This window comes from Burkholderia sp. MS455, assembly GCF_016899445.1.
Taxonomy (GTDB): Bacteria; Pseudomonadota; Gammaproteobacteria; order Burkholderiales; family Burkholderiaceae; genus Burkholderia; species Burkholderia pyrrocinia_C.
The window spans coordinates 758,282-785,059 of sequence record NZ_CP041778.1; the positions used below are offsets into that span (position 1 = coordinate 758,282).

Sequence of the window (26,778 nt, forward strand, 5' to 3'; positions counted from 1 at the left end):
AGGTCAGGGTGTCGGCACGCGGGCGGCATGCGTCGCGACAGCAGGTGAAGGGAGGCGGCGCGCCGCAATCGATGCGGCGCGCGACGGAATCAGTAGCGCAGGTTCAGCGACGGCAGGCGCGTGATCGGGATGCCCGCGTCGTGCGGCTTCGGCGACGTGTCGGGCGTCGAGCTCATCTGGTAGCGCGTGCCGAAGTTCGACTTCACGTCGATCTCGACCGGCTTGCCGCGGTCGCGGTACTCGGTGACCTCGGTGCCGTTCTTGCTCTTTTCATGGAAGCTCGGCGTGCGTCGAATGTCGGCGAAGTCGACTTTCGACGTGACTTCGGCGCCGGGCCGGTTGATCTTGCGGAGATCGGGCAGGCCGGCGGCTTCGTTGGCCTCGGCCCGCGCCTGCGCGTCGGCGTCAGGCGAGGCGCCGGCGGCGTAAGCGACGCTGGCGGCGGCAAACGCGGCGGCAGCGGCGACGAGAATGAGCGGCTTCATGATGAGTCTCCAGTGAACCTACTGATTTTAGCAAATACTGCGCGTCATCCGGCCCTGGCGTGCGTATGGGCGGCCACGAGGGTGACCGGGTTCCGTGGTAATGTCGTCGGATCAGACGAGGTGATACAAATGAAGAACGACCTGAGCCGCCGGCACCGTGTGCTGACGCCCGAAAGCCCGCCGGTCGAGGCTTTCGACGATCCGATCGCCGCCGTCGCGCGGCTGTCCGCCATTTACGACACGAATACGGGCTTCCTGCGCGACGCATTCGCGCGCTATCGCCGCCACGAACCGATTATCGAGCACGTGCGCGCGTGCTACCCGTTCGTGCGGATCCGCACCGACGTCAACACGCACGTCGATTCGCGCCGCTCGTACGGTTTCGTCGCCGGCCCCGGCGTGTTCGAGACGACGGTCACGCGCCCCGATCTCTTCGCGAACTACTATCGCGAGCAATTGCGCCTGCTGGCGAAGAACCACCATGTCAAGATCGAGATCGGCGTGTCGTCGCAGCCGATTCCGGTCCATTTCGCGTTTCCGGAAGGCATCCATCTCGAAGGCGAGCTCGACCGCGACCGCCTGCTCGCGATGCGCGACATCTTCGATACGCCCGACCTGTCGTATCTCGACGACCGCATCGTCAACGGCACGTTCGAGCCGGCGCCGGGCGAACCGCATCCGCTCGCGCTGTTCACGGCCGCGCGCGTCGACTTCTCGCTGCACCGGCTGCGTCACTACACGGCGACGTCGCCCACGCATTTCCAGAACTACGTGCTCTACACGAACTACCAGTTCTACATCGACGAGTTCGTGAAGCTCGGCCGCGAACTGATGACGGAGAGCGACGATCCCGAGGTGCGTGCGTACCGCAGCCAGTACAGTTCGTTCGTCGAGCCGGGCGATGTCGTCACGTACAACGCGAACCTCGGCAGCGAGCCGGCCGAGGGCGCCGCGCCGCCGCGCCTGCCGCAGATGCCCGCGTATCACCTGAAGCGCGCGGACGGCAGCGGGATCACGATGGTCAACATCGGCGTCGGTCCGTCGAACGCGAAGACGATCACCGATCACATCGCGGTGCTGCGTCCGCACGCATGGGTGATGCTCGGTCACTGCGCGGGGCTGCGCAACACGCAGCGTCTCGGCGACTACGTGCTCGCGCACGGTTACGTGCGCGAGGATCACGTGCTCGACGCCGACCTGCCGCTGTGGGTGCCGATCCCGGCGCTCGCCGAAGTGCAACTCGCGCTCGAGCGTGCGGTGGCCGACGTCACGCGGCTCGAGGGCGTCGAACTGAAGCGCGTGATGCGCACGGGCACCGTCGCGAGCGTCGACAACCGCAACTGGGAACTGCGCGATCATCGCGAGCCCGTGCAGCGGCTGTCGCAGAGCCGCGCGATCGCGCTGGACATGGAAAGCGCGACGATCGCCGCGAACGGCTTCCGCTTCCGCGTGCCGTACGGCACGCTGCTGTGCGTATCGGACAAGCCGCTGCACGGCGAGCTGAAGTTGCCGGGCATGGCCGACACGTTCTATCGCGGGCAGGTCGATCAGCATTTGCAGATCGGCGTGAGGGCGATGGAGATCCTGCGCACGAACGGGCTCGACAAGCTGCATAGCCGCAAGCTGCGGAGCTTTGCGGAAGTGGCGTTTCAGTAACAAGCCCTTGTGGTGTAAGGCTCCCCGGCTGGTCCGGGAAGCCTTCGTGTCTAATATGAGCGTCAGTGTCTAACTTGCACGCGTCAATGGAACTGGTTGGACGCGTTCTACTTCGCGTGATTTCGTGTAGTGCGCCGTCATGCTTTCGGTCGTGTGGCCGGCCTGTGATTGCGCTGCCGCTTCAGATCGGTCAGCGCCTTCACCCGCAGATCGCGGAAATGCATGCCGATCAGGTATTTCGGGGGCGGGCTGATTCCCTCCTTTTTGCCGTCTTTCTCGTACGCCGATCGTGCGCGTTCGCAAGCACGTTTCCATCCCGAGTACGCACCGATATAGGTGAAGCGGCCGCCGGCACCATGGTGGTATTCGGCAGACATGCAATCTCCCGGAAATGAGCGTCCTGAAAAGTTGCCTTTCGCGCGTGCGGAGATTGCGCGCGGGAGGTTGTGCGGCGGCTTGCTACAACCCATTCCGCAGCTGGTGTACCGCGGCACCGGGCGACTGTGGCGGATATGCGCCCAGCAGAACATGGGAGATGGGCGTTTGCCGAAGTAGAGCAACCGGCGAGGATGACGAATCCGGGAGATTACACGGAAATCGTGCAATCCCTGCTCGCCTGCGTTGAATATTCGATCTGTCTCGATTTTTTGGGGATGTGTAATCGAGTGTAATTGAGTATGAGAGGTCGTCCTTGTAATTTTATTTTCAAGTGAGTGCCGATACAGGTAACTCACCAATACCTTTGGGTTGCAGGTCGATATGGGCTTGCAATTTAAGGGGGTGTTTCAGGTGGGGTGATTATTTCGCAACTATCTTGAAGGAAATATCATGAGCGACGTGGTAATTGAATTCACTGCGGACTCGAGCCGCTGTATCGGTGTTCCGACCGACAGTACGCCGACCGGCTTGGTAGGCGAAAACGCACCGGCACAGCTGCGCTATCTGACCGACCCGTTGGTGCAAATCGTGTGGGATTTCAAGTCTGGTCTAGGGTGCTTTGTCCTGGACTTCAGTGAACTTCCAGGCGAGTCGAAGCTGGCGCTCGATTTTAAGGACGGAAGGGTCGCAGCCGAGACGCCTCTCGTCTTGAGAAAATATACCGGTGCGGCTTCGCAGCGGTGGAGTCTTACTATCCGCCCGGGATATATCACATCGATGGCAAACCCGAATCTCGTGATTGACGACCATTACGACAGCACGCAAGCCAACAACGTTATTTGGGCGTATCCCTTTAACGGGACACAGGCGCAGCGATGGACGCTGCGTCGGGTATTGGAATCGGTAGCCGCCAAAGTGCCGCGATACGCGTAATTGTTTCTTTTGGCCGCGGTCGCTGCCGCTCCGGCCAGAATCGCCGTTGCGTCACATCAAGGGGACCCTCGGGTCCCTTTGTATATGAGCGAATTACTCGGCATTGCGCTGTCATTCAAGCGCGGCTTTACACCGCCATCAACACGCAGCACCCGGCAGTGCGTCGAACTCGATCAGGCGTGCGCTCGCGTGTCGGCAATGGTCGACGCGCAATCGAAACCCCGGTTCGATCCGATTGCTGCGGCCTCGGTCACCATTGCAACTGGTTCGACCGTTCGGTCGAATGCGGTCTCGAGCAGCTCGGTTTCGCGATCGTCGAGCGTCAGGTCGAGTGCCGCGAGCGCATCGATCAGGTGATGCGGCTTCGACAACCCGACGATCGGCGCGGTAATGCTTGGTCGGCGCAGCACCCATGCGAGGGCGATCCGCGCGGGCGACAGCCCGCGCGCCTGCGCCATCTGCCGGACGGCATCGACGGTCGCCGCGATCGCGTCGCGCCCGTCGTACCAGGACACCATTTGCTGGTCGGTTGCAGATACCGGCATTACCTGAAGCCGGGTTCGGGCGTTGGGAGGCGGCATGCGCTCGCCGAGCATCAGTCCGCGGGCTCGGCGTCGCGAACGTGCGACAGTCCTTGATGCGTCTCGCGCATCGCGACGAGTACGGCTTCGAGCACTGCGATCGCATCCGTGCGCCGCTTGATCGCCGACCGCTGTTCCCCGAGCGCCCGCAGCGTCGCGCCACCGAAATATTCCATGATGTACGGCAGGCGCCGCGCCACACCGCGGCTACCCCATCAGCCGTCGTCGATTTCCGTTGGAAAGACCCATACGCGCGTCGCGACGGCGTCGACCGGCACACCTTCCGCGCGAGCCACAGCGGCGGTCACGTCCGCGATCAGCCCGGCGCGGGCGGCGTCCGTGTACTGACCTTCCGGCACGGTCGGCACGATCCGGTAGATCGGCGCAGGGGCGACAACCCCGGCGCGATACACGGCAGCCGGCCGATGGACGAAGATCCAGGTCACGTCCCGCACGAGCGGATTGTCGGGGTCGAGTCCTTCGTGACGGATCAGTGTTCCGGTCAGTTCTTCCATCAGTTGTGCTTCGGCCTGCGGTGCGAGCGCACCTTCGGGGATGGTGACGTCGATCATCGGCATGACAGTGTCCTGGTTCGGCGGAGAGGGCGTCGCTCCGAGGCGGGACGACGTGAACCCAGTGTATGAACCTCATGCTGATACGCGCAGAGGCGAAACTGCCATTCGACGATGCCAATACCGACACCGTGCCCAACGCCAGTTGCGCGCGACTATTGCGTGAAGCGACGGCGATACTCGCCGGGGGAGATCCCGGTCTCGCGCTTGAACAGTTGCCGAAAGCCGCTGATGTCCGCGTAGCCGACGCGTTCGCAGACGGTGTCGATCGCGAGCTTCGTTTCTGCGAGCAGCCGCTTCGCGACTTCGATCCTGAGCGTCTGCAGATACCTGAGCGGCGGCGCGCCCACCGCGTCCCTGAAGCGGCGATGGAGCGTGCGTTCGCTCATTGCGACATGATCGCTCAGCCGGGCGAGGCTGAAGGGTTCGCGCAGGTGCTTTTCCATCCAGCGTTGGGCGCGCGCAATCGCGGCATCGTCGTGCCCGCGATGGTCCATCCGGTCGAGGTCGATGAACGAATCCTGCGAGACGCGGTTCATGTCGATCAGCATGAGCCTGGCGACCGACGCGGCAAGGCGCGCATTCGCCAGTTTGTCGACAACTCGCAGCGCGAGATTCTGGTACGAGGTGATGGCGCCGCCGCACAGTATGCCGTCCTGCTCGGTCAGGATGTCCGACGCACGCAGCGCCACGTCCGGGTAGCGCGCGGAAGCTCGACGCCTTCGACCAGTGCGTCGTGGCAACGCGACCGTCGAGAAAAAGCTGGCCTCCGCGAGCAGGAATGCGCCGGTACAGTACGTCGCGATCAGCGTGCCGCGCGCGTGTTGCCGGCGCAGCGCGTTGGACAGCGGCGCGAGCGCTGCGGGCCGGTCGAGCAGCCGCTCGAAATCCGCGACGAACGGGCTTGTCAGCCAGATCGCGTCAGCGGGACTGCTGCCGTCGATCGCACCATCGACCGGGATGACCTGGCCGGAGGCCGCGCGCACCGGCCGCCCGCCGATCGATTCGACGCGCCAGCGAAACGATGCGCTCGCGCGGCCGTGCGATGTCGTCGCAGCTAGATGGTTGGCCGCCGTGAGGATGTCGGTCGGCGCGGCGACGCCGGATGCAATGGCATGTTCGACAGCCCAGATTCGGATGAGCGGCATGAGTGGCCTCGGGCAAGGGCAATGCTACCACCGGGTGCCGAGCGATTTTGTCAGCCGCGAACGCCGCCGATTCATGTCGGCAGCGGTCGAAAATCAAAAGGCCGCCCGGCGCAGAAGCGCGCGGGCGGCCTTGCGTACGTCGAGCGGCCGCGCGGTGTCGCTTAGCACTCACCCTTCTTCGCGTGTCCCGGCGGGCAGTGGTAGCCGCGACGATCGTCGTAACCATGATGACGTTCCCACTCGCGGCGTTCCCAATAACGGCGGCCGTCCCAGTAGCGGTCGCCATGCCAGCCGATGATGACCGCGGGCGCCGGAGCGACCACGACGGGCGCGGGCGCGACGACGACCGGCGCGGGCGTGCCGATGTTGACGTCGACGTTGACGGCATGAGCGAGGCCGGACAGCGAAAGGCCGAGGCCGGCGAAGGCGAGGGCGAGGGCGATCAGCGAACGTTGCATGTTCTTTTCCGTGAGGTCGTTATGAATAGGCCGGCGCGACGCGATGGAAGCGAGGGGGGATCGTTCCACCGGGGGAATGCCGCGCCGACACAAAGCAGTGTGCTGGCACGCGACGGAAAAGGCGAGGCCTGTTTATTACCGCGGGTTGGCGGCTCGCAGGCGCGGGATGCGGGCATTGGGCCGCACATTTGACAATGGCGGGCCGCGGGTGCGGGCGATCATGCCGCATCGCGCAGCGCCGGCCGCGCGAATTTGACATTCGACGACGCGCGGCCGTGAAGCGGGATTAACAGCGCGTTACAAAGTAGCGCGCGGCAGGTGGCCTGATCGCCATGCCTGCCGCGCGGGAAGCGGTACGCCGGCCGTCGGGCCGGCGGTCGTCACGGACGGGTTACAGATAGAACATGCGGTCTTCTTCCGGCCGCGGCGGTTGCCCTTCCGAACCTTCGCCTTCTTCCTCGCCGCTGTCCTCGTAGAACGCGAGCACTGCGTCGAGCACCTGGTCGGGATCGTCGATCACCTGCATCAGATCCATGTCTTCCGGATTGATGAGGCCCATCGGAATCAGCTGGTCGCGGAACCACTGCAGCAAGCCTTGCCAGAACGTGCTGCCGACGAGGATGATCGGCACGAGGCGCGACTTCTTCGTCTGGATCAGCGTGAGCACTTCGGACAGTTCGTCGAGCGTGCCGAAACCGCCCGGCATCACGATCACCGCATCCGAATTCTTCACGAACGTGACCTTGCGCGTGAAGAAGTGGCGGAAGCGCAGCGAGATGTCCTGGTAGTGGTTGCCGGCCTGCTCGTGCGGCAGCTCGATGTTCAGGCCGACCGACGGCGCCTTGCCGGCGTGCGCGCCCTTGTTCGCGGCTTCCATGATGCCGGGGCCGCCGCCGGAGATCACGGCGAAGCCGGCGTCGGACAGCTTGCGCGCGATCTGCGCGGCCAGCTTGTAGTGCGGCGTGTCGGGTTTGAGGCGGGCAGAACCGTAGATGCTGACAGCCGGGCGGATCTCCGACAGGTACTCGGTCGCCTCGATAAACTCTGCCATAATCGTGAACATCTGCCACGATGCGCGGGCCTTCTTGGCCGTCGCGCGTTCTTGATCTGCGAGCGAACGCAGACTCGGAATCACTTTTCTCTTGTTCATAATGCCTGAAGAACGAAATCTGGAAGGTAAGACCCTGCTATTGGTTGACGGTTCGAGCTATCTGTATCGGGCTTACCATGCGATGCCTGATTTGCGTGGCCCTGGCGGGGAGCCGACCGGAGCGCTCTACGGAATCATCAACATGCTGCGCCGTATGCGCAAGGAAGTCAGTGCAGAGTATAGCGCTTGCGTGTTCGATGCAAAGGGCAAGACGTTCCGCGACGACCTTTATGCCGACTATAAGGCAAACCGCCCGTCGATGCCGCCCGACCTCGCATTGCAGGTCGAGCCGATCCACGGCGCGGTGCGTGCACTCGGCTGGCCGCTGCTGATGGTCGAAGGCGTCGAGGCCGACGACGTGATCGGTACGCTCGCGCGCGAAGCCGAACGGCACGGGATGAACGTGATCGTGTCGACGGGCGACAAGGATCTCGCGCAGCTCGTGACCGGCCACGTCACGCTCGTCAACACGATGACCAACGAGACGCTCGACCGCGACGGCGTGATCGCGAAGTTCGGCGTGCCGCCCGAGCGGATCATCGACTACCTGGCATTGATCGGCGACACCGTCGACAACGTGCCGGGCGTCGAGAAGTGCGGGCCGAAGACGGCCGTGAAATGGCTGTCGCAATACGACAGCCTCGACGGCGTCATCGCGCACGCGGGCGACATCAAGGGCGTGGTCGGCGACAACCTGCGCCGCGCGCTCGATTTCCTGCCGCTCGGCCGCACGCTCGTGACGGTCGACACGGCCTGCGATCTCGCGCCGCATCTCGAATCGATCGAGGCATCGCTGAAGACCGACGGCGAGGCGCGCGATTTGCTGCGCGACATCTTCGCGCGCTACGGCTTCAAGACGTGGCTGCGCGAAGTCGACAGCGCACCGGCGGAAGGCGGCGACGCCGATGCGCCGGATGGCGAGCCGGCACCGGTGGTGGCGGCCGACATCGTTCGCGAATACGACACGATCCAGACCTGGGAGCAGTTCGACGCGTGGTTCGCGAAGATCGACGCGGCCGCGCTGACCGCGTTCGACACCGAGACGACCGCACTCGACCCGATGCTCGCGCGGCTCGTCGGCCTGTCGTTCTCGGTCGAGCCGGGCAAGGCCGCGTACCTGCCTGTCGCGCACCGCGGCCCCGACATGCCCGAACAGCTTCCGATCGACGAAGTGCTCGCACGCTTGAAGCCGTGGCTCGAATCGGCCGATCGCAAGAAGGTCGGCCAGCACCTGAAGTACGACGCGCAGGTGCTCGCGAACTACGACATCGCGCTGAACGGCATCGAGCACGACACGCTGCTCGAATCGTACGTGCTCGAATCGCACCGCACGCACGACATGGACAGCCTCGCGCTACGTCATCTGGGCGTCAAGACGATCAAGTACGAAGACGTGGCCGGCAAGGGCGCGAAGCAGATCGGCTTCGACGAAGTGGCGCTCGCGCAGGCCGCCGAATACGCGGCCGAGGATGCCGACATCACGCTGCAGCTTCATCACGCGCTGTATCCGCAGGTCGCGCGCGAACCGGGCCTCGAGCGCGTGTACCGCGAGATCGAGATGCCCGTATCGCTCGTGCTGCGCAAGATGGAACGCACGGGCGTGCTGATCGACGACGCGCTCCTGCACGCGCAGAGCACCGAAATCGCAACGCGTCTGATCGAGCTCGAGGCGCAGGCGTACGAACTGGCGGGCGGCGAATTCAATCTTGGCTCACCTAAGCAGATCGGGCAGATCTTCTTCGAGAAGCTGCAGTTGCCGGTCGTGAAGAAGACGCCGAGCGGCGCGCCGTCGACCGACGAAGAAGTGCTGCAGAAGCTGGCCGAGGATTACCCGCTACCGAAGCTGCTGCTCGAGCATCGCGGGCTGTCGAAGCTGAAGTCGACCTATACCGACAAGCTGCCGCGCATGGTGAACCCCGCCACGGGCCGCGTGCACACGAACTATGCGCAGGCCGTCGCGGTGACGGGCCGCCTCGCGTCGAATGACCCGAATCTTCAGAACATTCCGGTGCGCACGGCCGAAGGCCGGCGGATCCGCGAGGCGTTCATCGCGTCGCCGGGCCACCGGATCGTGTCGGCCGACTATTCGCAGATCGAACTGCGGATCATGGCGCACATCTCGGGCGACGCGTCGCTGCTGCGCGCGTTCTCGCAGGGCGAGGACATCCACCGCGCGACGGCCGCCGAGGTGTTCGGCGTGACGCCGCTGGAGGTCAATTCCGACCAGCGCCGGATCGCGAAGGTGATCAACTTCGGGCTGATCTACGGGATGAGCGCGTTCGGGCTCGCGTCGAACCTCGGCATCACGCGCGACGCGGCGAAGCTCTATATCGACCGCTATTTCGCCCGCTATCCGGGCGTCGCGCAGTACATGGAAGACACGCGCGCGGCCGCGAAGGAGAAGGGCTACGTCGAAACCGTTTTCGGCCGCCGCCTGTGGCTGCCGGAGATCAACGGCGGCAACGGCCCGCGCCGCCAGGCGGCCGAGCGCGCGGCCATCAATGCGCCGATGCAGGGCACCGCGGCCGATCTGATCAAGCTGTCGATGATCGCGGTGGACGATTGGCTCACGCGCGACAGGCTTGCATCGCGGATGATCATGCAGGTGCACGATGAACTGGTGCTCGAGGTGCCCGACGGCGAACTGTCGCTCGTGCGCGAGAAACTGCCGGAAATGATGTGCGGCGTCGCGAAGCTGAAGGTGCCCCTCGTCGCCGAAGTGGGCGCCGGCGCGAACTGGGAAGAGGCACACTGACGCACCGCTGCGCGGTTCCCGATTCCTGCGGCATATTGTTGCAGGGATGCTGAATATCGAGATGGTTTGCTTGTGGTCAACGCGCAAGCTCCCGGACAATGCATGTCAGTCATGTCATTGACGCGGGGCGGCGCGCCCCGCGTTCCGGGGCCGGCGCATCGAAGTGCTTCGAACTGCACATCGATGATGTCCGAACCGGTTAATCCACCGGGCGGCGCGAATGCATCGTGCTCGCTTCGCCCGGCGGCAGCAGTTTCGAATCGCAAAGGGGGAATCGGATGCATCGGATCATCATCGTAGGCGGAGGCGCGGGCGGCCTGGAACTGGCGACGCGGCTCGGCGACCGTTACGGCGCGCGCGGCAATCGTCCCGCGCGTGCGCTCGTCACGCTCGTCGACCGCAATCCGACGCACATATGGAAACCGCTGCTGCACGAGGTTGCGGCTGGCAGCATGGACCCGTTCACGCAGGAGCTCGAATATGCAGCGCAGGCGCGCTGGCACGGCTTCGAGTTCCAGCAGGGCGGACTGACCGGCCTCGACCGCGCGGCGAAGCGCATCACGCTGTCACCCATCAACGACAGCGACGGCGCGGAACTGCTGCCGGAGCGCGAACTGGAATACGACACGCTCGTGATCGCGATCGGCAGCACGACCCACTTCTTCGGCGTGCAGGGCGCGCCGGAAAACGCGATCGCGCTCGATACGGTCGGCGAGGCCGAGCGCTTCCGCAAGCGGCTGATCGCCGCGTGCATGCGTGCCGAGCACCAGGCACCGGCGCCGACCGCGCCCGGCGATGCGGCCGAACCGCGCATCCAGGTCGTGATCGTCGGCGGCGGCGCGACGGGCGTCGAGTTGTCCGCGGAGCTGCGCAACACGGCGCAGGTGCTGTCCGCGTATGGGCTGCACAAGCTCGACCCGCGCCACGACGTCGGCATCGTGCTGATCGAATCGGGGCCGCGGATTCTGCCGGCGCTGCAGGAGCGCGTGTCGACGGCGACGGCCGAACTGCTCGAAAAGCTCGGCGTGCGGTTGATGCTCAGCGAGCGCGTGACCGAGGTCGCGCCGGGGCTCGTGCATACCGCGAGCGGGAAGACGGTGCGCGCGGACCTGACGGTCTGGGCGGCCGGCATCAAGGCGCCGTCCGTGCTCTCGCATCTCGACGGCCTCCAGGTCAACAAGCTTGGCCAGCTCGACGTGCGTCGCACGCTGCAGACCTTCACCGACGACAACGTGTTCGCGCTCGGCGATTGTGCGGCATGCGCGTGGCCCGGCAACGAACGCAACGTGCCGCCGCGCGCGCAGGCTGCGCACCAGCAGGCGAGCTTCCTGCTGAAGGCGATCGGCTGCCGGCTCGAAGGGCGTCCGCTGCCCGAATTCACGTATCGCGATTTCGGTTCGCTCGTGTCGCTCGGCCATTTCAGCGCGGTCGGCAACCTGATGGGCGGGCTGATCGGCGGCAACATGCTGATCGAAGGGCTGTTTGCGCGCTTCATGTACATGTCGCTGTACCGGCTGCACATCGCGGCGCTGCACGGCTATCCGCGGATGATGCTCGACACGGTCGCGCACTGGCTGCGGCGCACGACGTTGCCGCGCGTCAAGCTGCACTGACAGCTCGCGTTCGCGCGGGGAGCGGGCGGGGAGTGCGTACGTCGTGCGTGTTCTCCGCCCGTTGTGTTTGCGGGCAGCGAGGCGGCTGCGCGTGTTCTGGCCGGGCGATGTCGCACACGCGTTTTTTTCAATCCGCAAGCATCCGGTCGTGCAACGGCGATCGATACACGCAGGCCGCGCCGCGATTCGGCGGGGCCGTCAGCGGGCTTCGACGCCACAATCGATGCGCTTTGGATCGATGAGTCGTAATCGAGTCTTACACATCTGACAGTTGACGCGACAACGGATTATTGGGCATCTTGTCCGGGTTTCCGTTTGCGGCGGGGTGCCAACCGCCGCGACATCCGCGCCATGCGCCGGCGCGATGCCCCGTCATGCCGCATCCACGATCGTGACGGCGGCGCCCTATCGAGGAGTGCATTCATGTTGAAACCCGAAGTAGACAGCCTGGTCCCCCACGTCCCGTTCTCGCGCCGCAAGTTCATGCAGGCCGCGCTGGGCGGCACCTTCGCTGCGGCCGTGCTGCCCGTTTCGGCGCAGACGGTCACGACCGACAGCGCCGGGCTGGACGTCGACACCGTCGAGATCCGCTCCGGCGACGCGAGCGTGCCGGCCTATCGCGCGCAGCCGGCCGGCAAGACGAACCTGCCGGTCATCATCGTGATCCACGAGATCTTCGGCGTGCACGCGCATATCGCCGACGTCTGCCGCCGCTTCGCGAAGCTCGGCTACCTCGCGATCGCGCCCGACCTGTTCGCGCGGCAGGGCAACGCGGCGAAGTATCCGACGATGAAGGATCTTTTCGACAACATCATCAGCAAGGTGCCGGACCGGCAGGTCACCGAGGATCTCGATGCGACGGTCGCATGGGCCGGCAAGAACGGCGGCGACCCGGCGCGTCTCGGCGTGACGGGGTTCTGCTGGGGCGGCCGCCAGGCGTGGTTGTATGCGGAGCACAACCCGCACGTGCGTGCGGCCGTTGCGTGGTACGGGTTCGTCGAAGGCAAGACCGACGAGATGACGCCGTTCAATCCGGTCGATCATGCGGCGTCGCTGAAGGTGCCCGTGCTCGGGCTGTATGGCGAGAAGGATGCGAACATCACGCAGGCCTCGCTCGCGGACATGCGCAAGGCGATCCAGACGAGCGACTCGAAGCTCGCGCGCGAATCGGAGATCGTCGTGTATCCGGATGCCGGCCACGCGTTCTTCGCTGACTACCGGCCGAGCTATGTAAAGGCTGATGCCGAAGACGGCTGGAAGCGCGCGATCGCGTGGTTCCACAAGTACGGCGTGATGTAAACGAAACGCGGCGGCCGAATGGCCGCCGCTTCGTTTCACCGGTGCGCCGCGCACTGGATTACGGGTTCGGGCCGGTCGCGATCGGCCGCGACGGATCGGCGCTCCATTCGCTCCACGAGCCCGGATACAGCGATGCGCCGTGCAGCCCTGCGATCTCCAGCGCAAGCGCGTTGTGGCAGGCGGTGACGCCGGAGCCGCACTGCAGGATCGCGAGATTCGGTTCGGTGCCCGCCAGCAGCGTGGAAAACGTCTCGCGCAGTTCGTGACCAGTCTTGAAGCGGCCGTCGGCGTTGAGGTTGTCCTTGAAGAACCGGTTGCGCGCGCCGGGGATGTGGCCGCCCACGCGATCGATCGTTTCGTTTTCGCCGCGATAGCGGTCCGGTGCGCGTGCGTCGATCACGACGCGCGTGTGCGACGTCACGTTCGCAAGCACGGCTGCTGCGTCGACCGTCGATTCAAGAGGCGCTCCCGCGCGGAAATCGCCGGCGGCCGGTTGCGGCACATCGGCCGTCAGCGGCTGGCCGGCCGCTTCCCATGCCTGCAGGCCGCCGTCGAGCACGGCGACCGAATCGTGGCCGAGCCAGCGCAGCAGCCACCACAGGCGCGCCGCATAGGCGCCGCCTTGCGCGTCGTATGCGACGACCTGCTGGCCCTGCTTGAGACCGCGGCTCGCGAGCAGCGTGGCGAATGCATCGCGGGTCGGCAGCGGATGGCGGCCGTTGGTGCCCGTCTTGCGGCCCGACAGGTCGCGGTCGAGATGAAGATACTGTGCGCCGGGGATGTGGCCGGCTGCATACGCGGCTTCGCCCGCGCCCGGATCGGCGAGGTCGAAGCGGCAGTCGAACAGCGCGACGCTGCCGGGCGCCGCGGCCAGGCGCTCGGCGAGATTGGCGGCGGAGATGAGCGTGGTGTAATGAGTGTGCGGCATGACGGCTCCCTGGAGTGCGAATGGCCTGATATTCCAAGTCTAAACAAAAAAAGACGGGCCGAAGCCCGTCTTTTCGTCTGCCGGATGCGGTGCGGCGTCAAGGCGCCGCACCGGCCATCAGATGTCGCCGAGGTGGCGGCGCAGGAACTCGTGGAAGTGCTGCATGCCGTCTTCCATCGGGCTCTGGTACGGGCCGACCTGCGACTCGCCGCGTGCCATCAGCGCATGGCGGCCTGCGTCCATCCGCATCGCGATTTCGTCGTCCTCGACGGCCGTTTCCATATAGGCGGCGCGCTCGGCCTCGACGAATTCGCGTTCGAACAGCGCGATTTCCTCGGGGTAATAGAACTCGACGATGTTGGTCGTCTTCTGCGGGCCGCGCGGGATCAGCCACGACACGACGAGCACGTGCGGATACCACTCGATCATCAGGCCCGGGTAGTAGACCATCCAGATCGCGCCGAACTCCGGCGGCACGCCGTTGCGGAACTTCAGCACCTGCTCGTGCCATTTCTGGTAAGTCGCGCTGCCCGGTTTCGCGAGTGCGTTGTGCACGCCGACCGTCTGCACGCTGTACCAGTCGCCGAATTCCCACTTGAGGTCGTCGCACGACACGAAGCTGCCGAGGCCCGGGTGGAACGGGACGACGTGGTAATCCTCGAGGTAGACCTCGATGAAGGTCTTCCAGTTGTAATCGCACTCGTGCACTTCGACATGATCGAAGTGGTACTCGGAGAAGTCGAAGTGATGTTTCGTGCCGAGATTGGCGAGGTCGCGCGCGACATTCCGGCCTTCGGCCTCGAACAGCAGCCCCTGCCAGTTCTGCAGCGGGCTCTTGCCGAGGTTCAGGCACGGCTTGTCGGGGAAGTGCGGCGCGCCGAGCAGCTCGCCTTCCAGGTCGTACGTCCAGCGGTGCAGCGGGCACACGATGTTCTGCGCGTGGCCGCGCCCGTTGAGCATGATCGCCTGCCGGTGGCGGCAGACGTTCGACAGCAGTTCGATCCGGTTCGTCTGGTTGCGGACCAGCACGCGGCCTTCCTTCTCGGACGGCAGCGCAAAATAATCCCCCGCCTCGGGCACCATCAACTCATGCCCGACGTAACGAGGTCCTTTCTTGAAGAGGGTTTCGATCTCGCGCTCGAGTAGCGCCTCATCGAAATATGCAGTGACTGGAAGCTGGCTGTGAGCCGACTTCAACTGAAGCGCATCGCTCAGATTGGACATTCCCACTCCCGGTGTTAGCGTGAAAGCAGTGAACAACCCAACCATCGAAAAATCGATTTAGGGAAACGGGGAATTATACCCGGTTCGCCTCGCAAGGCCAGGATTAAGTGCCTGATTTGTGTCAATTTTTTGTCGGGAGACAATCGCCAGGCGCACACTGTGTGCCGGAGATGGGGCCGGAATATGTGCCAGGTGCCCAAGTCGGCAGATCGGAGAATTCTCTTTTGCCGTAGAATGTCCGACTTGTTTTGAAATTTGACACCCTCGTCCATGGCGAAAACCGCATCCCCAGGCGCCACGCCGCCCGGCAATGGCACCGAACCGTTGCCGGACAATTATGAGATGGCGCTCGCGGAACTCGAGACGCTGGTTGCCCGGATGGAAGGCGGCGCGTTGAGCCTCGAGGATTCACTGGCGGCGTACCGCCGCGGTGCGACCCTCGTTGCATTTTGCCAACAGCAGCTCGAGAAAGTGGAGCAGCAGGTTCGCGTGCTCGACGGCGCGACGCTGAAGCCGCTTTCGTCCGGAACGGCCGCCACGGACGGCGAAGACGACGATCTATGACATTCGAACAATGGATGCGGTCCGTGCTTGACCGTGTCGAGGACGCACTCGGTCACTATCTGCCCGCTGAAACCGCGATGCCCGCGCAACTCCACGAGGCGATGCGCTATGCGGTCCTCGGCGGCGGCAAGCGCGTTCGCCCGCTGCTGTGCCATGCAGCAGGCGAGCTGACCGGCGCGACGGAAGCGGCGCGCAATGCGGCGGCGGCGGCGCTGGAGATGATCCACGTCTACTCGCTCGTGCACGACGATATGCCGTGCATGGACGACGACGCGCTGCGACGCGGCAAGCCGACCGTGCACGTGCAGTACGACGAGCCGACGGCACTGCTCGTCGGCGATGCGCTGCAGTCGCAGGCGTTTGTCGCGCTGACCGACGCCGCTGCGCTGTCGCCGGTGCAGCAGGCCGCGCTCGTGCGCGAGCTTGCGCTTGCGAGCGGCTCGCTCGGCATGGCGGGCGGGCAGGCGATCGACCTGGCGAGCGTCGGCCTCAAGCTGACGCGCGAGCAGCTCGAGACGATGCACCGGATGAAGACTGGCGCACTGCTGCGCGCGGCCGTGCGGATGGGCGCACTGGCCGGCGAGACGCCGTCGGCGGAAACGATGGCCGCGCTCGACGTCTATGCGGGAGCCGTGGGCCTGGCTTTCCAGGTCGTCGACGATATTCTCGACGTCACGACCGATTCGGCGACGCTTGGCAAGACGGCTGGCAAGGACGCGGCGAACGACAAGCCGACCTACGTTTCGATCCTCGGCCTCGAGGCGTCGCGTGAGCTCGCAGCGCAACTGCGCGCCGAAGCGCACGACGCGCTGAAACCGTTCGGCGCACGCGCACAGCGTCTCGCCGAACTTGCCGACCTGGTAGTGAACCGGGTCAGCTGACGCGAAAGCCCGCCGCCGCGCACACGCTACGGTGCGTGCAATAGAATGCGGGCGCGTTTGATTTCCTACAATGGAACGACGATGTACGACTTGCTGAAAACCATCGACGACCCGGCGGATCTGCGCCGCCTCGATCGTCGCCAACTGCAACCGCTCGCGGATGAACTGCGCGCGTTCGTGCTCGACAGCGTGTCGAAGACGGGCGGCCATTTGTCGTCCAACCTCGGGACGGTCGAGCTGACGATCGCGTTGCACTACGTGTTCAACACGCCGAACGATCGCATCGTCTGGGACGTGGGCCACCAGACCTACCCGCACAAGATCCTCACGGGCCGCCGCGACCAGATGCATTCGCTGCGCCAGTACGACGGCATCTCGGGCTTCCCGCGCCGCAGCGAATCCGAATACGACACGTTCGGCACCGCGCACTCGAGCACGTCGATCTCGGCCGCGCTCGGCATGGCGATCGGCAGCCAGCTGAACGGCGACGACCGCTTCTCGATCGCCGTGATCGGCGACGGCGCGATGACGGCCGGCATGGCGTTCGAGGCGATGAACAACGCGGGCGTGTCGGAAGATGCGAAGCTGCTCGTGATCCTGAACGACAACGACATGTCGATCTCGCCGCCGGTCGGCGCGCTGAATCGCCATCTCGCCCGGCTGATGTCGGGCCGCTTCTACGCGGCTGCGCGCGCGGGCGTCGAGCGCGTGCTGAGCGTTGCGCCGCCGGTGCTCGAGCTCGCACGCAAGCTCGAGGAGCATGCGAAGGGCATGGTCGTGCCGGCCACGCTGTTCGAGGAGTTCGGCTTCAACTACATCGGCCCGATCGACGGTCACGATCTCGATTCGCTGATCCCGACGCTGCAGAACATCCGCGAACTGCGCGGCCCGCAGTTCCTGCACGTGGTGACGAAGAAAGGCCAGGGCTACAAGCTCGCCGAAGCCGATCCCGTGCTCTATCACGGCCCCGGCAAGTTCAACCCGGCCGAAGGCATCAAGCCGTCGACCACGCCCGCGAAGAAGACGTACACGCAGGTGTTCGGCGAGTGGCTGTGTGATGAAGCCGAGCGCGATACGCGCGTCGTCGGCATCACGCCCGCGATGCGCGAAGGCTCGGGCATGGTCGAGTTCGAGAAGCGTTTCAAGGATCGCTACTACGACGTCGGCATCGCCGAGCAGCACGCGGTGACGTTCGCGGGCGGCCTCGCGACCGAAGGGCTGAAGCCGGTCGTCGCGATCTACTCGACGTTCCTGCAGCGTGCTTACGATCAGCTGATCCACGACGTCGCGCTGCAGAACCTGCCGGTCGTGTTCGCGATCGACCGCGCGGGCCTCGTCGGCGCGGACGGCGCGACGCACGCGGGCGCGTACGATCTCGCGTTCATGCGCTGCATCCCGAACATGACGATCATGGCCGCATCCGACGAGAACGAATGCCGCCAGATGCTGCACACCGCGCTGCAGCAGCCGAACCCGACCGCTGTGCGCTATCCGCGCGGCGCGGGCACGGGCGTGCCGACGGTGAAGGAATTCACCGAGATCCCGCTCGGCAAGGGTGAAGTGCGTCGTCGCACGGCGCAGCCGGAAGGCAAGCGTGTCGCGATCCTCGCATTCGGCACGATGGTCGCACCGTCGCTCGCCGCGGCCGAGGAGCTCGACGCAACCGTCGCGAACATGCGCTTCGTGAAGCCGGTCGACGCCGCGCTCGTGCGCGAACTCGCCGAGACGCACGACTACCTCGTTACGATCGAGGAAGGCTGCGTGATGGGCGGCGCGGGCTCGGCCTGCGTGGAAGCCCTGATGGAGAGTGGGGTTATCCGACCCGTACTACAATTGGGCCTCCCTGACCAGTTCGTCGATCACGGCGACCACGCAAAGCTGCTGTCGCTATGCGGCCTCGACGGCGCGGGCATCGCGAAATCGATTCGCGAACGCTTCCTGAACCCGGCGGCCGATGTCGCCGGTCAGGCGAAGCGCGTCGCATAAGCTGGCGCCGCCCGCGGGCGGCGCTGGTGCGACTGGCGCAACCGGCCTTCATTGATGCGGAAAACATGGGCCTGCGGGCCCATGTTGCTTTTCCGGCTGCCGCATGATGCGGCGTGCGCGTCGTCGAACGCGCGGCTTACAAGGATTGAACAAGATGAACCAGATGAATCCCGCCTTCGTGATGCCCGACGTGCAGAGCACGGTGGATACCCGTCAGATCCCGATTCAGCGCGTGGGCGTGAAGGCGGTCCGGCATCCGTTGACGGTGCGTACCGAAAGCGGCGACGTGCAGCCGAGCGTCGGTGTCTGGAATCTCGACGTGCGCCTGCCGGCCGACCAGAAGGGCACGCATATGTCGCGCTTCGTCGCGCTGCTCGAAGAGAACCGCGCGCCGCTGACGGTCGAGCGTTTCCGCGCGATGCTCGCGTCGATGCTCGAGAAGCTCGAAGCCGAGGCCGGCCGCATCGAGGTCACGTTCCCGTACTTCGTGAACAAGACGGCGCCGGTGTCCGGCGTGCAGAGCCTGCTCGACTACGAAGTGACGCTTGCAGGCGAAAGCCGCAACGGCGACACGCGCCTGTTCCTGAAGGTGCTCGTGCCCGTGACGAGCCTGTGCCCGTGCTCGAAGAAGATCTCGCAGTACGGCGCGCACAACCAGCGCTCGCACGTGACGATCGATGCCGAACTCGCGGCCGACCTGCCGGTCGAGGCGCTGATCCGCATCGCCGAGGAAGAGGCGTCGTGCGAACTGTGGGGTCTGCTGAAGCGCCCGGACGAGAAGTTCGTCACCGAGCGCGCGTACGAGAACCCGAAGTTCGTCGAGGATCTCGTGCGCGACGTCGCGCAGCGTCTCGATGCGGACGAGCGTGTGATCGCGTATGTGCTCGAAGCCGAGAACTTCGAGTCGATCCACAATCACAGCGCGTATGCGCTGATCGAGCGCGACAAGCGGCAGGCGGCATAACACTGCGTCGTTTTGCCGCGTCGATGAAAAAGGCCGCTCGTTTTTGAGCGGCCTTTTCGTTTTCTTGTCCGGGACGTCGTGGTTCAGCGTGCGAGCGACGCGAGATCCCAGCGCGGCTTCACCGTGAAAGCGTAGTCGGCGTTCGCCTGCTCGGGCCAGCGGCCGAGCCGCAGCGCGCCCGCGAGCGCGATCATCGCGCCGTTGTCGGTGCAGAGCGCGAGATCGGGGTAGTGCACGTCGAAGCCGCGCTTGGCCGCGGCGGCCGACAGCGCCTCGCGCAACTGGCGGTTCGCGCCGACGCCGCCCGCGACCACGAGGCGCTTGAGCTTCGTCTTCTTCAGCGCGGCGAGCGACTTCGCGACGAGCACGTCGACGGCTGCATCGACGAAACCGCGCGCGAGGTCGGCTTTCGCGCGTTCGAGCGCGTCGCCCGTCAGCTTCGCCGCCTCGAACTTCTTCATCTGCGTGAGCACGGCCGTCTTCAGGCCGCTGAAGCTGAAATCGAGGTCGCCCGAATGCAGCATCGGGCGCGGCAGCACGACCGCGCCCGGCGTGCCCGTTTCGGCGAGCTTCGACACTTCCGGGCCGCCCGGGTAGCCGAGGCCGATCAGTTTTGCCGTCTTGTCGAACGCTTCGCCGGCCGCGTCGTCGAGCGTTTCGCCGAGCGTCTCGTACACGCCGACGTCGGTCACGCGCATCAGTTGCGTGTGGCCGCCGGAAACCAGCAGCGCGACGAAGGGGAACGGCGGCGGCTCGGCGACGAGCAGCGGCGACAGCAGGTGGCCTTCGAGGTGATGGATGCCGACGGTCGGCTTGTTCCATGCAAGTGCGAGCGCATTCGCGATGCTCGCACCGACCAGCAGCGCGCCGGCGAGGCCGGGGCCTTGCGTGAACGCAATCGCGTCGATGTCGTCGCGGCGCGTGCCGCTTTGCGCCATCACTTCCTCGAGCAGCGGCAGCGCGCGGCGGATATGGTCGCGCGACGCGAGCTCGGGCACGACGCCGCCGTATTCGCGGTGCATCGCGATCTGCGAATGGAGCGCGTGCGCGAGCAGGCCGCGCTGCGTGTCGTAGAGCGCGAGGCCGGTTTCGTCACAGGAGCTTTCGATGCCGAGAACGAGCATGGGTGCGGGCGGGGCGCGCCGTATCGGGCGCGCCGAAGGAAGGTAAACGTAACCCGAAAGTATAGCAGGCGAGGGCCGGCCGCCGCTGGCGGCGGCCCGGGCCCGATGCCGGGCAGGTACAATCCGCGCCATGGAAACTTTTGACATCGCCGACACCATTGATTTTAAAGGGTATTTTTTGGTGTTATGAGTGCGCGTGTACTAGCAATGTGTCCCAATACGGAGACTAGCGAACCGTCCCCGTTTTCCACGCTCGGAGCGCGGCCTTATCTCGCCAATCGCAAGCCTCCAACACCGCCCGTTCGTCAATTAGGGCCTGAGCCAAGTCCGCTACCGTCTTACCGGCCGGTCTCGGCGCATGGGCGCAGTCCTCTAAGTACGCGTCCGGAATCCCTCCCGAACTCCTCGCAGCACACCCCGCCAATAGGGCCGCGATCAACACGGCCGCTCCCGCCTTAATTCCCCTCATTCGAATCCCCGTAGATTGCGTCCCAAATCGCATCAGGAACGGCCGTATCCGCCGCTGCCGGGTTGCCCTTGATAGCTGCTGCCAGCCGGTCAGAGGCCGCCGTATGGCGTTCCTGCGCCTTCTTTTCGGCGACCTTCTGGGCGTCGAGCGCGCGGATATACCCATCTCGTTCCCGCTCGACTTTCTGCACCTTGTCTTGTAGCTCGCCTGCCCGCGCGTGTTCGTGCTTCGCGTAGAGTCCGGCCCCGGCCGCCGATATAGCCGCGACCAGGAACAGAGCCGCGAGAACCTGATCAATCCCTCGCATTAGTCGTCTTTCTTCGGTGTTGGTTGGTCGCCCAGCTTTCGCCACAGGGACCAGTCCTTGTCGATCAAACCGCGCTTGAGAGCTACGGCAGTACGCGCCACGCGGGGCAGAGCGCCCCAGATATAGCAGACCGACAACACAATCGAGAGTGCCGCCGCGTAGCTGCTGAGGGGTAGGGTTGTGATGCCGTATAGGGCAGTACCGGTTGTCACTGTGACCTTACCGGCCGATGCGGCGGCGCTGTCGGCCGCCTCTTGAAAAATTCCCATCTTCTCCTTGTGCGAACTTGCTACAGAACGCCTGTCATATCGAGCACCATGAATCGGTAGTGCATGCACTCGCGGTAGCACGTAATGTTTGGAGGATTTCCCCCGTTATAGCGGTGCAGTTCCCAGGTGACGACATCGCCGGACACGCCAACGGCACTCATCTCCGCAATGTCCCAAATCCGCTGGTTGCTGTTGGTTGACCCGCTGATGTAGTGAGCCGGCCACATACATGCGATAGCTACGGGTCGGCCATAGCTTCGCGACTGCGTACCGACTCCAGGGAAGCCCGTTACAGTCCAACCGTAGCCGTCGAGGTATTGCCCGGCCACCACGTCCAGCACCTTGCAAAATGGTTGCGCAACGTCTGCGATGAGGGTTCCGCCGGCATCGAACACTTGGAACCCGAAGTTTGATGAGGCAGGGGATACGCGCGAGTACACAAACAGCCTCACGGTCGTTTGCGACGTTGTAATCACTCTAACCGTGTAGATGCTGCCGTTTCTTGTGAAATCCCACGGCGTAACCATTACTCCGCCGTCTGCGACAAACGCCCAAAGCGGCGGCTGGTCGGATCGGAATGTAAAGCTACACAGCCAGAATGTTCCGGTGAATTGAATGCTCGCGTTGTTGTAGACGGTGCTGATAGTTGTCTGCTGCGATACCGCTGCGAGGCTGGCGGTTAGCTGGTAATTCGGTGTTGATCCGTCGATCTGGAAAAGGCCAGAATCTGTAAACGCTTGGAACCCTACGGACATTAGTACACGCCGTAAACTAGCCAGCCTTGAACCGGAGTCCGGTAGCCGTCGCTAGTAGTGCTATAACGCCAGCGGACGCCGTTTGCATCAATGTCAATGATCGGGACGGGGGCGTTCATGCTGATGTGCTTAAACAAGAACTCCGGCATGAACGACCACCACGGGGTACCGTCCGACAGATTCGCACCTACTGCTCCATCGTTCCCGTTCACATACACCATGTCTTTGATGCGCCCGCATCGAGTGGTGCCGTCGAGTACGAGACGCCCAGAGGCGTCCCAAAGTTGAAGCCCTACGCCAGACATTAATAGAACCCCAAGCGATACCGGAGGGTTCCGTTAGCGTCGTATCCTCGTACACCGTTGCTGTCAATGTTCAATCGGTTTCCTTGTCCGTCAGTGTTGTTGATTTCGAACCAGCCGCTCTTATCAAGCCGCCATCCTTGCCGTCCGGCCACGAAGTTATCGGACTGGATGTAACTGCCGATCATGGCGTTCTTGATGAAGCCGTTCCCGATGAATGCCTCGTTGAGGAACACTTGGCCGCCCTGAATAACGAACGGCGACGTTACGACAGAGCCGTTAGGATCGAGGACAGCGAATCGAGAAGCCGCGACTAGAACTTGGGACTCTACGTCGCCACCACTGCCATTGACGCCCATAGAGATACCAGCCATGTACGTGCGGCCATCCTTCGTGATTTGCGTCTTGACCGTGTACGAGGCCGACAGTTGGCCGTTGAGGTCCGCGTAGGATTTCGCGACTGTCTGCACTGCGGCCGTATTGTCGTTGGCTTTGGCTTCAACGGTTGTGATCCGCTGTGCCTGCGCGCTAATCGCATCTGCACGTGCCTGCGACTCATCGCGCACAGCAGCGATAAGCGAAGCGTTTGCAGACGTGAACTGCGCCGTAGTTGTGTCGATTCGTTGCGACAGCGCAAGGTCTGCCTCTGCACGCGCGGACTGTTCCGACCACACCCCGGCGTAGACCTCTGTGCTACCAGCGTAGTCGCCAGTGCTGCCCGCCATCTCAGGAATTACTACCTGGGCTTCGACCTTATCGATACGCCCAGCAAGTGCATTGTCTCCATCCAAGCGGGCCTGTTGCTCGCTTGTGATCCGTGCGTCGTTTTCCTCTACCTTCTGCTTGAGGTCGGGAATCTCTTGGATCGGACCAAGGAGTTCCTTCGATAGCTCCGTGGATGTGATCTTTCCTACGAGGTAGCCGAGAATTAGATCGGTGTCGGCTGTGGCCGCGCCGCGAACACCCGGTGACGCAATATCCGGATACCACGGACCGATATTCCCGGAAGTATCTACGAGCCGCGCCCAGAAGTAGAGCGCGTGGCCGGCAGCGAGATTAAGCAGGTTCGCAGAGCTTGTCGGATACCCGTATCGGGATAGCTGGGATGCTCTCTCGAAACTGGGCGTGTCGCTGTAGTAGACCTCTGTATAAGCGGTGTCCGACGCATCGGCAGAGAACGCCCACGTAAGGCGGATCGACATGACCTGTTCCGTGGATGCGCTGAACGCGAGCGGCTTAGGAGGACTGCCGGTCTTACCTTGAAGAACAGTCTCGGCCGAGTACGCAAAGGGCGATACGATGTCCACAGCGTTGACCGCGCGAACACGCGCCGCATATCGACCGGTGTAGATGTTCGAAACATCGATAGACAGGCCGCCAGTCCGACCGGCAGTGATCCAATCCCCGTTGTCCTTCCGGAACTCTGCGATGTATGCGATTGCATTGGGTGCGGAATCCCAAGCAATCGTCATGTTGGTTCGCGTGATGCCTTGATCGACTACGACGAACTGCGAAACGCGGACATTTCCCGGTGCTTGTTGAGTATTGATCGGTAGGCCGATGATCGGGGCGGGGTCGACTGCCGCGCCGCTATCCACAGCCGCGTACTTGCCCGATTCGTGTTGGGTTGCCGAGATTTCGAAGGTGATGCCTTCTTTCTCGGAGACACTGGTAACTCGGAAAAGCTGCGCCTGTATTTTGCTGCTCTCAACCATCCACACCGCGCCAGCCAGGGGTACGGTAGAGAACGGTTCAGCAGTTTGGACGATGCCGTTTGATACAGCGGTGATTGCACGTTTCTGCGCAATGCCGGTTGGCATGATGACCGTGAGCGAGTCGCCGGCCGTAATGTCGGGCGGGGCCTGATCCAGCGCTACGTGCGATGCGTCCTGCACGCTGAGGAGACGGCCGCCGATTCGCCGCCGAGCGCGCGCCGGGTCTGCTACCGCGATGACCTGTCCGGGTTGCGCAAGCGTCCCGTCCATGCCTACGCTAAACGTCACTGCATTGGTCTCATACCGCGATGTCAGGAGTGACCATTGACCGACACGTTGAGCCTGGGAGCGGCTTGTGCATCCAAACGCAGTTATCTCAGCCTTGTTGATCCCGTAGCGGTTGATCCCGTCCGCGTCCTCAACATACTCCACGGTTTGCTTGTAGGCATTACCCGGATCGTTGTACGTGACAAGGGCGGTCGTGTACCGGGTTCGGAGCGAACTGCCGACGTACTTGAACTCGCCTTTGATGACGTTCGCGGCCGTGTAGACGTAGACCGGATCGGATGGCATATCCGCAGAGGCGATGACGCTACCAGCCGACCAATACGCGATCCCACGGAAAACGCTGGCGAGGTCTTGGATAACCTTGATAGCGTCTGCACGGGATGCGATGTAGCAATTACAAGTGAAGCGAGGTTCTTGACCGCCTTTCCCATCTGACACCGAGACATCGCAGTACCGGCCGATTTGGTACAGCGCATAACGGTCGAGCATGGTTGCATCGACGTATCGGCCAAGCCCGTAGCGTTTGTTGAGAACTAGGTCATAGAAAATCCACGCCGGGTTATCAGTCCAACCGAACGAGAACGTGCCGTCCCATGTCCCTGTATATACGCGGGTCTTTGGGTTGTAGTTCGACGGGTACTTAACGAGGAGGCCAAGCACGTCATAGGCCCGCGTCGGCATGCTGGAGAACTGCTCCGCGTCGATCTGGATAGCAACAAGCGCACTGTACGGGTACGACAGCTTCGCGTCGATGACCTCTGCGTAGCTAACAACGCTTGTCTTGTCTTGGATGTACTGTGTAGTGCCATCCGGCGTAAGTCGAACGACGCGGACGGTGTATTGCGATTTCGCGCCCGACAGGTCGATACGGTGCGAACGTGTGTAGGTCGAGCTAGCTTTCCCGTCGAACGCGGTATCGATGACCGTCGAGAACGAGCCGCCATCCTTGGAAACTTGAATCTGATACGCGATTCGGTATCCGTAAATGTTCCCGGTGTTCGTGTCGGTCTTTGACAGGCCGCTAACGCTCAGGGTGATCCGAGCGGCACTTAGGTCCACGTTCGTGAACGTGTGCGACCACGGCTGCTGAGTCGTAAGCGCGACGCCTACTTGCGTTTCCGCTACTGAACTTTCGAAGCCTGCGATATGCGTCTGGTCTACATAGCCGAGGCGGTAATCGAGTTGCTTGACGTTGAAGTTATACGAACCGTCCGCGTTCTGTAGCGGGGTGTCATTGAAGTAGACACACTGGGCGGGCGTGAGGTTATCCGGAAACCCTGCAATCGGGCCTTCGCCTAGGAGGTCGAGAATCTGCGCGTATGCGGTACTGCTTAGGGTGTCGTCGGCTTCCACGGGCGAAGAACCGCCGCCACCTCCTTTACTACCGTGAATCAAGGTCATTTATCGGTCGCTGTGATTCCTTGGCTAATAACAGTGGTACCGATGCGCAACCGCCCGTAAGCCAGACCAACAGGTCCGCCTTGCTCGGTCACGTTCTCCGCACCGTTGAAGTAGTACGATTGCTTTCGATTGCTGCTGCCGTTCGCTGCTGTAGCGTGCGGCGAGAGCATTTGAGCGACGCCGCCCAGTGCCATAGATGCACCGAGCAACATCATTTGTGTTCCGAACGGGTTCCCGAAGTACGACGTAACGGCCCCAACTACGGCTAGCGCGACGCCTGCAATCGTTTGGAAAAGGCCGCCTCGTTTGCTGCCGCGAATGATTGGCGCGATGCGTACTGAGTTATCGCCCACGGGCGCGGGAATGTCGTCCTCACCGATGTTGCGACGCCCGACGAACACGGCGTACTCAATGCCGCGATCCCTGCTTGTCATGAGTTCCCGCTCAAACCCCGGAACCATCGCGCATAGCGCTTTCAGTGCGTCTCGCGTGCTGCGAATTACAAAGCGATGCTCACGGCCGAACATCGCCCCTAGTCGCCCATACAGGCGAACAATCCGGGGTCTATCCAAT

At 63.7% G+C, this 26,778-nt stretch carries 25 protein-coding genes; 9 read left to right on the forward strand and 16 right to left on the reverse strand.

Annotated elements, in window-relative coordinates; translation table 11 throughout:
• Window positions 1–89 precede the first annotated feature (89 nt).
• On the reverse strand, window positions 90–485 hold the full coding sequence (locus tag FPJ27_RS07925) for a hypothetical protein (RefSeq protein WP_204422546.1): 396 nt from the start codon (window positions 483–485) through the stop codon (window positions 90–92).
• Between the two features lie 129 nt (window positions 486–614).
• Between FPJ27_RS07925 and FPJ27_RS07930 the strand changes: the two genes are divergently transcribed.
• Entirely contained in the window at window positions 615–2,141 is a 1,527-nt protein-coding gene (locus tag FPJ27_RS07930) for an AMP nucleosidase (RefSeq protein WP_204422547.1), read from the forward strand.
• Between the two features lie 137 nt (window positions 2,142–2,278).
• Here the strand turns inward: FPJ27_RS07930 and FPJ27_RS07935 are convergent, their stop codons facing one another.
• Window positions 2,279–2,518, reverse strand: a complete 240-nt coding sequence (locus tag FPJ27_RS07935; RefSeq protein ID WP_239483251.1) for a hypothetical protein — start codon at window positions 2,516–2,518, stop codon at window positions 2,279–2,281.
• 451 nt (window positions 2,519–2,969) lie between these two features.
• Here FPJ27_RS07935 and FPJ27_RS07940 point away from each other — a divergent pair, with 451 nt between their 5' ends.
• Window positions 2,970–3,452, forward strand: coding sequence for an RICIN domain-containing protein (locus FPJ27_RS07940; RefSeq protein ID WP_204422548.1), 483 nt, complete (start codon window positions 2,970–2,972; stop codon window positions 3,450–3,452).
• 173 nt (window positions 3,453–3,625) lie between these two features.
• Here FPJ27_RS07940 and FPJ27_RS07945 read toward each other — a convergent pair whose 3' ends face one another.
• From FPJ27_RS07945 to FPJ27_RS07965, 6 genes are all read right to left on the reverse strand, one after another.
• Window positions 3,626–4,048 (reverse strand): aldo/keto reductase, encoded by a 423-nt coding sequence (locus FPJ27_RS07945; protein WP_239483252.1) that lies wholly within the window; start codon window positions 4,046–4,048, stop codon window positions 3,626–3,628.
• Complete coding sequence (locus tag FPJ27_RS36330; RefSeq protein WP_239483253.1) at window positions 4,048–4,209, reverse strand: hypothetical protein; 162 nt, start codon at window positions 4,207–4,209, stop codon at window positions 4,048–4,050. Before FPJ27_RS36330 ends, FPJ27_RS07945 begins: the two co-directional genes overlap by 1 nt.
• Before the next feature lie 39 nt (window positions 4,210–4,248).
• Complete coding sequence (locus tag FPJ27_RS36335) at window positions 4,249–4,611, reverse strand: hypothetical protein (RefSeq protein WP_239483254.1); 363 nt, start codon at window positions 4,609–4,611, stop codon at window positions 4,249–4,251.
• A 149-nt stretch (window positions 4,612–4,760) separates the two neighbouring features.
• Window positions 4,761–5,753 (reverse strand): helix-turn-helix domain-containing protein, encoded by a 993-nt coding sequence (locus tag FPJ27_RS07955; protein ID WP_239483255.1) that lies wholly within the window; start codon window positions 5,751–5,753, stop codon window positions 4,761–4,763.
• 161 nt (window positions 5,754–5,914) lie between these two features.
• Window positions 5,915–6,211: a hypothetical protein gene (locus FPJ27_RS07960; protein WP_204422549.1), complete on the reverse strand. Its 297-nt coding sequence runs from the start codon at window positions 6,209–6,211 to the stop codon at window positions 5,915–5,917.
• Window positions 6,212–6,602: 391 nt separating this feature from the next.
• On the reverse strand, window positions 6,603–7,361 hold the full coding sequence (locus FPJ27_RS07965; RefSeq protein WP_034185191.1) for a TIGR00730 family Rossman fold protein: 759 nt from the start codon (window positions 7,359–7,361) through the stop codon (window positions 6,603–6,605).
• A 1-nt stretch (window position 7,362) separates the two neighbouring features.
• Between FPJ27_RS07965 and polA the strand changes: the two genes are divergently transcribed.
• The 3 genes from polA to FPJ27_RS07980 all read left to right on the forward strand — a co-directional run bounded on the left by polA (window position 7,363) and on the right by FPJ27_RS07980 (window position 13,028).
• A complete protein-coding gene (gene polA, locus FPJ27_RS07970) occupies window positions 7,363–10,116 on the forward strand; it encodes a DNA polymerase I (protein WP_204422550.1) in 2,754 nt (917 codons plus the stop codon).
• A gap of 278 nt (window positions 10,117–10,394) precedes the next feature.
• The gene (locus FPJ27_RS07975; RefSeq protein WP_111019845.1) at window positions 10,395–11,729 is read left to right on the forward strand and encodes an NAD(P)/FAD-dependent oxidoreductase; all 1,335 of its coding nucleotides are present in this window, start codon (window positions 10,395–10,397) and stop codon (window positions 11,727–11,729) included.
• 423 nt (window positions 11,730–12,152) lie between these two features.
• Window positions 12,153–13,028: a dienelactone hydrolase family protein gene (locus FPJ27_RS07980; RefSeq protein ID WP_204422551.1), complete on the forward strand. Its 876-nt coding sequence runs from the start codon at window positions 12,153–12,155 to the stop codon at window positions 13,026–13,028.
• 58 nt (window positions 13,029–13,086) lie between these two features.
• Here FPJ27_RS07980 and FPJ27_RS07985 read toward each other — a convergent pair whose 3' ends face one another.
• Together FPJ27_RS07985 and FPJ27_RS07990 are read right to left on the reverse strand one after the other, a co-directional pair.
• A complete protein-coding gene (locus FPJ27_RS07985) occupies window positions 13,087–13,956 on the reverse strand; it encodes a sulfurtransferase (protein ID WP_204422552.1) in 870 nt (289 codons plus the stop codon).
• Between the two features lie 117 nt (window positions 13,957–14,073).
• Window positions 14,074–15,180, reverse strand: coding sequence for an aromatic ring-hydroxylating dioxygenase subunit alpha (locus FPJ27_RS07990; protein ID WP_072439419.1), 1,107 nt, complete (start codon window positions 15,178–15,180; stop codon window positions 14,074–14,076).
• Between the two features lie 270 nt (window positions 15,181–15,450).
• On the opposite strand from FPJ27_RS07990, the gene FPJ27_RS07995 reads away from it, so the two are divergent.
• The 4 genes from FPJ27_RS07995 (at window position 15,451) to folE2 (ending at window position 19,575) form a co-directional block, all read left to right on the forward strand.
• The gene (locus FPJ27_RS07995) at window positions 15,451–15,744 is read left to right on the forward strand and encodes an exodeoxyribonuclease VII small subunit (protein ID WP_006479428.1); all 294 of its coding nucleotides are present in this window, start codon (window positions 15,451–15,453) and stop codon (window positions 15,742–15,744) included.
• Window positions 15,741–16,625, forward strand: a complete 885-nt coding sequence (locus FPJ27_RS08000; protein ID WP_034185197.1) for a polyprenyl synthetase family protein — start codon at window positions 15,741–15,743, stop codon at window positions 16,623–16,625. Before FPJ27_RS07995 ends, FPJ27_RS08000 begins: the two co-directional genes overlap by 4 nt.
• An 81-nt stretch (window positions 16,626–16,706) precedes the next feature.
• On the forward strand, window positions 16,707–18,611 hold the full coding sequence (gene dxs, locus FPJ27_RS08005; RefSeq protein ID WP_204422553.1) for a 1-deoxy-D-xylulose-5-phosphate synthase: 1,905 nt from the start codon (window positions 16,707–16,709) through the stop codon (window positions 18,609–18,611).
• A 154-nt stretch (window positions 18,612–18,765) separates the two neighbouring features.
• Window positions 18,766–19,575 (forward strand): GTP cyclohydrolase FolE2, encoded by an 810-nt coding sequence (folE2, locus tag FPJ27_RS08010; protein WP_072439515.1) that lies wholly within the window; start codon window positions 18,766–18,768, stop codon window positions 19,573–19,575.
• An 83-nt stretch (window positions 19,576–19,658) separates the two neighbouring features.
• Here folE2 and tsaD read toward each other — a convergent pair whose 3' ends face one another.
• From tsaD to FPJ27_RS08040, 6 genes are all read right to left on the reverse strand, one after another.
• Complete coding sequence (gene tsaD, locus FPJ27_RS08015; RefSeq protein ID WP_072439421.1) at window positions 19,659–20,699, reverse strand: tRNA (adenosine(37)-N6)-threonylcarbamoyltransferase complex transferase subunit TsaD; 1,041 nt, start codon at window positions 20,697–20,699, stop codon at window positions 19,659–19,661.
• A 455-nt stretch (window positions 20,700–21,154) separates the two neighbouring features.
• On the reverse strand, window positions 21,155–21,475 hold the full coding sequence (locus FPJ27_RS08020) for a hypothetical protein (RefSeq protein ID WP_204422554.1): 321 nt from the start codon (window positions 21,473–21,475) through the stop codon (window positions 21,155–21,157).
• A complete protein-coding gene (locus FPJ27_RS08025; protein WP_060050907.1) occupies window positions 21,475–21,744 on the reverse strand; it encodes a hypothetical protein in 270 nt (89 codons plus the stop codon). Before FPJ27_RS08025 ends, FPJ27_RS08020 begins: the two co-directional genes overlap by 1 nt.
• A gap of 20 nt (window positions 21,745–21,764) precedes the next feature.
• Window positions 21,765–22,499 carry a hypothetical protein gene (locus tag FPJ27_RS08030; protein WP_204422555.1) on the reverse strand — a complete coding sequence of 245 codons (735 nt, stop codon included), beginning with the start codon at window positions 22,497–22,499 and terminating at the stop codon, window positions 21,765–21,767.
• Between the two features lie 304 nt (window positions 22,500–22,803).
• Window positions 22,804–26,205, reverse strand: coding sequence for a phage tail protein (locus FPJ27_RS08035; RefSeq protein WP_204422556.1), 3,402 nt, complete (start codon window positions 26,203–26,205; stop codon window positions 22,804–22,806).
• Window positions 26,202–26,732, reverse strand: a complete 531-nt coding sequence (locus FPJ27_RS08040; RefSeq protein ID WP_175960136.1) for a tail assembly protein — start codon at window positions 26,730–26,732, stop codon at window positions 26,202–26,204. Before FPJ27_RS08040 ends, FPJ27_RS08035 begins: the two co-directional genes overlap by 4 nt.
• Window positions 26,733–26,778 lie beyond the last annotated feature (46 nt).

Bases quoted from the DNA above. Each gene is read 5' to 3' on its own strand.
- FPJ27_RS07995 (WP_006479428.1), top strand. From the start codon at position 15,451: ATGGCGAAAACCGCATCCCCAGGCGCCACGCCGCCCGGCAATGGCACC.
- FPJ27_RS07990 (WP_072439419.1), bottom strand. From the start codon at position 15,180: ATGTCCAATCTGAGCGATGCGCTTCAGTTGAAGTCGGCTCACAGCCAG.
- FPJ27_RS07940 (WP_204422548.1), top strand. From the start codon at position 2,970: ATGAGCGACGTGGTAATTGAATTCACTGCGGACTCGAGCCGCTGTATC.
- polA (WP_204422550.1), top strand. From the start codon at position 7,363: ATGCCTGAAGAACGAAATCTGGAAGGTAAGACCCTGCTATTGGTTGAC.
- FPJ27_RS08035 (WP_204422556.1), bottom strand. From the start codon at position 26,205: ATGACCTTGATTCACGGTAGTAAAGGAGGTGGCGGCGGTTCTTCGCCC.
- FPJ27_RS07955 (WP_239483255.1), bottom strand. From the start codon at position 5,753: ATGCCGCTCATCCGAATCTGGGCTGTCGAACATGCCATTGCATCCGGC.
- FPJ27_RS07925 (WP_204422546.1), bottom strand. From the start codon at position 485: ATGAAGCCGCTCATTCTCGTCGCCGCTGCCGCCGCGTTTGCCGCCGCC.
- FPJ27_RS07945 (WP_239483252.1), bottom strand. From the start codon at position 4,048: ATGCTCGGCGAGCGCATGCCGCCTCCCAACGCCCGAACCCGGCTTCAG.
- FPJ27_RS07985 (WP_204422552.1), bottom strand. From the start codon at position 13,956: ATGCCGCACACTCATTACACCACGCTCATCTCCGCCGCCAATCTCGCC.
- FPJ27_RS07965 (WP_034185191.1), bottom strand. From the start codon at position 7,361: ATGAACAAGAGAAAAGTGATTCCGAGTCTGCGTTCGCTCGCAGATCAA.
- FPJ27_RS36330 (WP_239483253.1), bottom strand. From the start codon at position 4,209: ATGGAATATTTCGGTGGCGCGACGCTGCGGGCGCTCGGGGAACAGCGG.
- FPJ27_RS08025 (WP_060050907.1), bottom strand. From the start codon at position 21,744: ATGGGAATTTTTCAAGAGGCGGCCGACAGCGCCGCCGCATCGGCCGGT.
- FPJ27_RS07980 (WP_204422551.1), top strand. From the start codon at position 12,153: ATGTTGAAACCCGAAGTAGACAGCCTGGTCCCCCACGTCCCGTTCTCG.
- FPJ27_RS07960 (WP_204422549.1), bottom strand. From the start codon at position 6,211: ATGCAACGTTCGCTGATCGCCCTCGCCCTCGCCTTCGCCGGCCTCGGC.
- FPJ27_RS07935 (WP_239483251.1), bottom strand. From the start codon at position 2,518: ATGTCTGCCGAATACCACCATGGTGCCGGCGGCCGCTTCACCTATATC.
- FPJ27_RS36335 (WP_239483254.1), bottom strand. From the start codon at position 4,611: ATGCCGATGATCGACGTCACCATCCCCGAAGGTGCGCTCGCACCGCAG.
- FPJ27_RS08020 (WP_204422554.1), bottom strand. From the start codon at position 21,475: ATGCGAGGGATTGATCAGGTTCTCGCGGCTCTGTTCCTGGTCGCGGCT.
- FPJ27_RS08000 (WP_034185197.1), top strand. From the start codon at position 15,741: ATGACATTCGAACAATGGATGCGGTCCGTGCTTGACCGTGTCGAGGAC.
- FPJ27_RS08030 (WP_204422555.1), bottom strand. From the start codon at position 22,499: ATGTCCGTAGGGTTCCAAGCGTTTACAGATTCTGGCCTTTTCCAGATC.
- dxs (WP_204422553.1), top strand. From the start codon at position 16,707: ATGTACGACTTGCTGAAAACCATCGACGACCCGGCGGATCTGCGCCGC.
- folE2 (WP_072439515.1), top strand. From the start codon at position 18,766: ATGAACCAGATGAATCCCGCCTTCGTGATGCCCGACGTGCAGAGCACG.
- FPJ27_RS08040 (WP_175960136.1), bottom strand. From the start codon at position 26,732: ATGTTCGGCCGTGAGCATCGCTTTGTAATTCGCAGCACGCGAGACGCA.
- FPJ27_RS07975 (WP_111019845.1), top strand. From the start codon at position 10,395: ATGCATCGGATCATCATCGTAGGCGGAGGCGCGGGCGGCCTGGAACTG.
- FPJ27_RS07930 (WP_204422547.1), top strand. From the start codon at position 615: ATGAAGAACGACCTGAGCCGCCGGCACCGTGTGCTGACGCCCGAAAGC.
- tsaD (WP_072439421.1), bottom strand. From the start codon at position 20,699: ATGCTCGTTCTCGGCATCGAAAGCTCCTGTGACGAAACCGGCCTCGCG.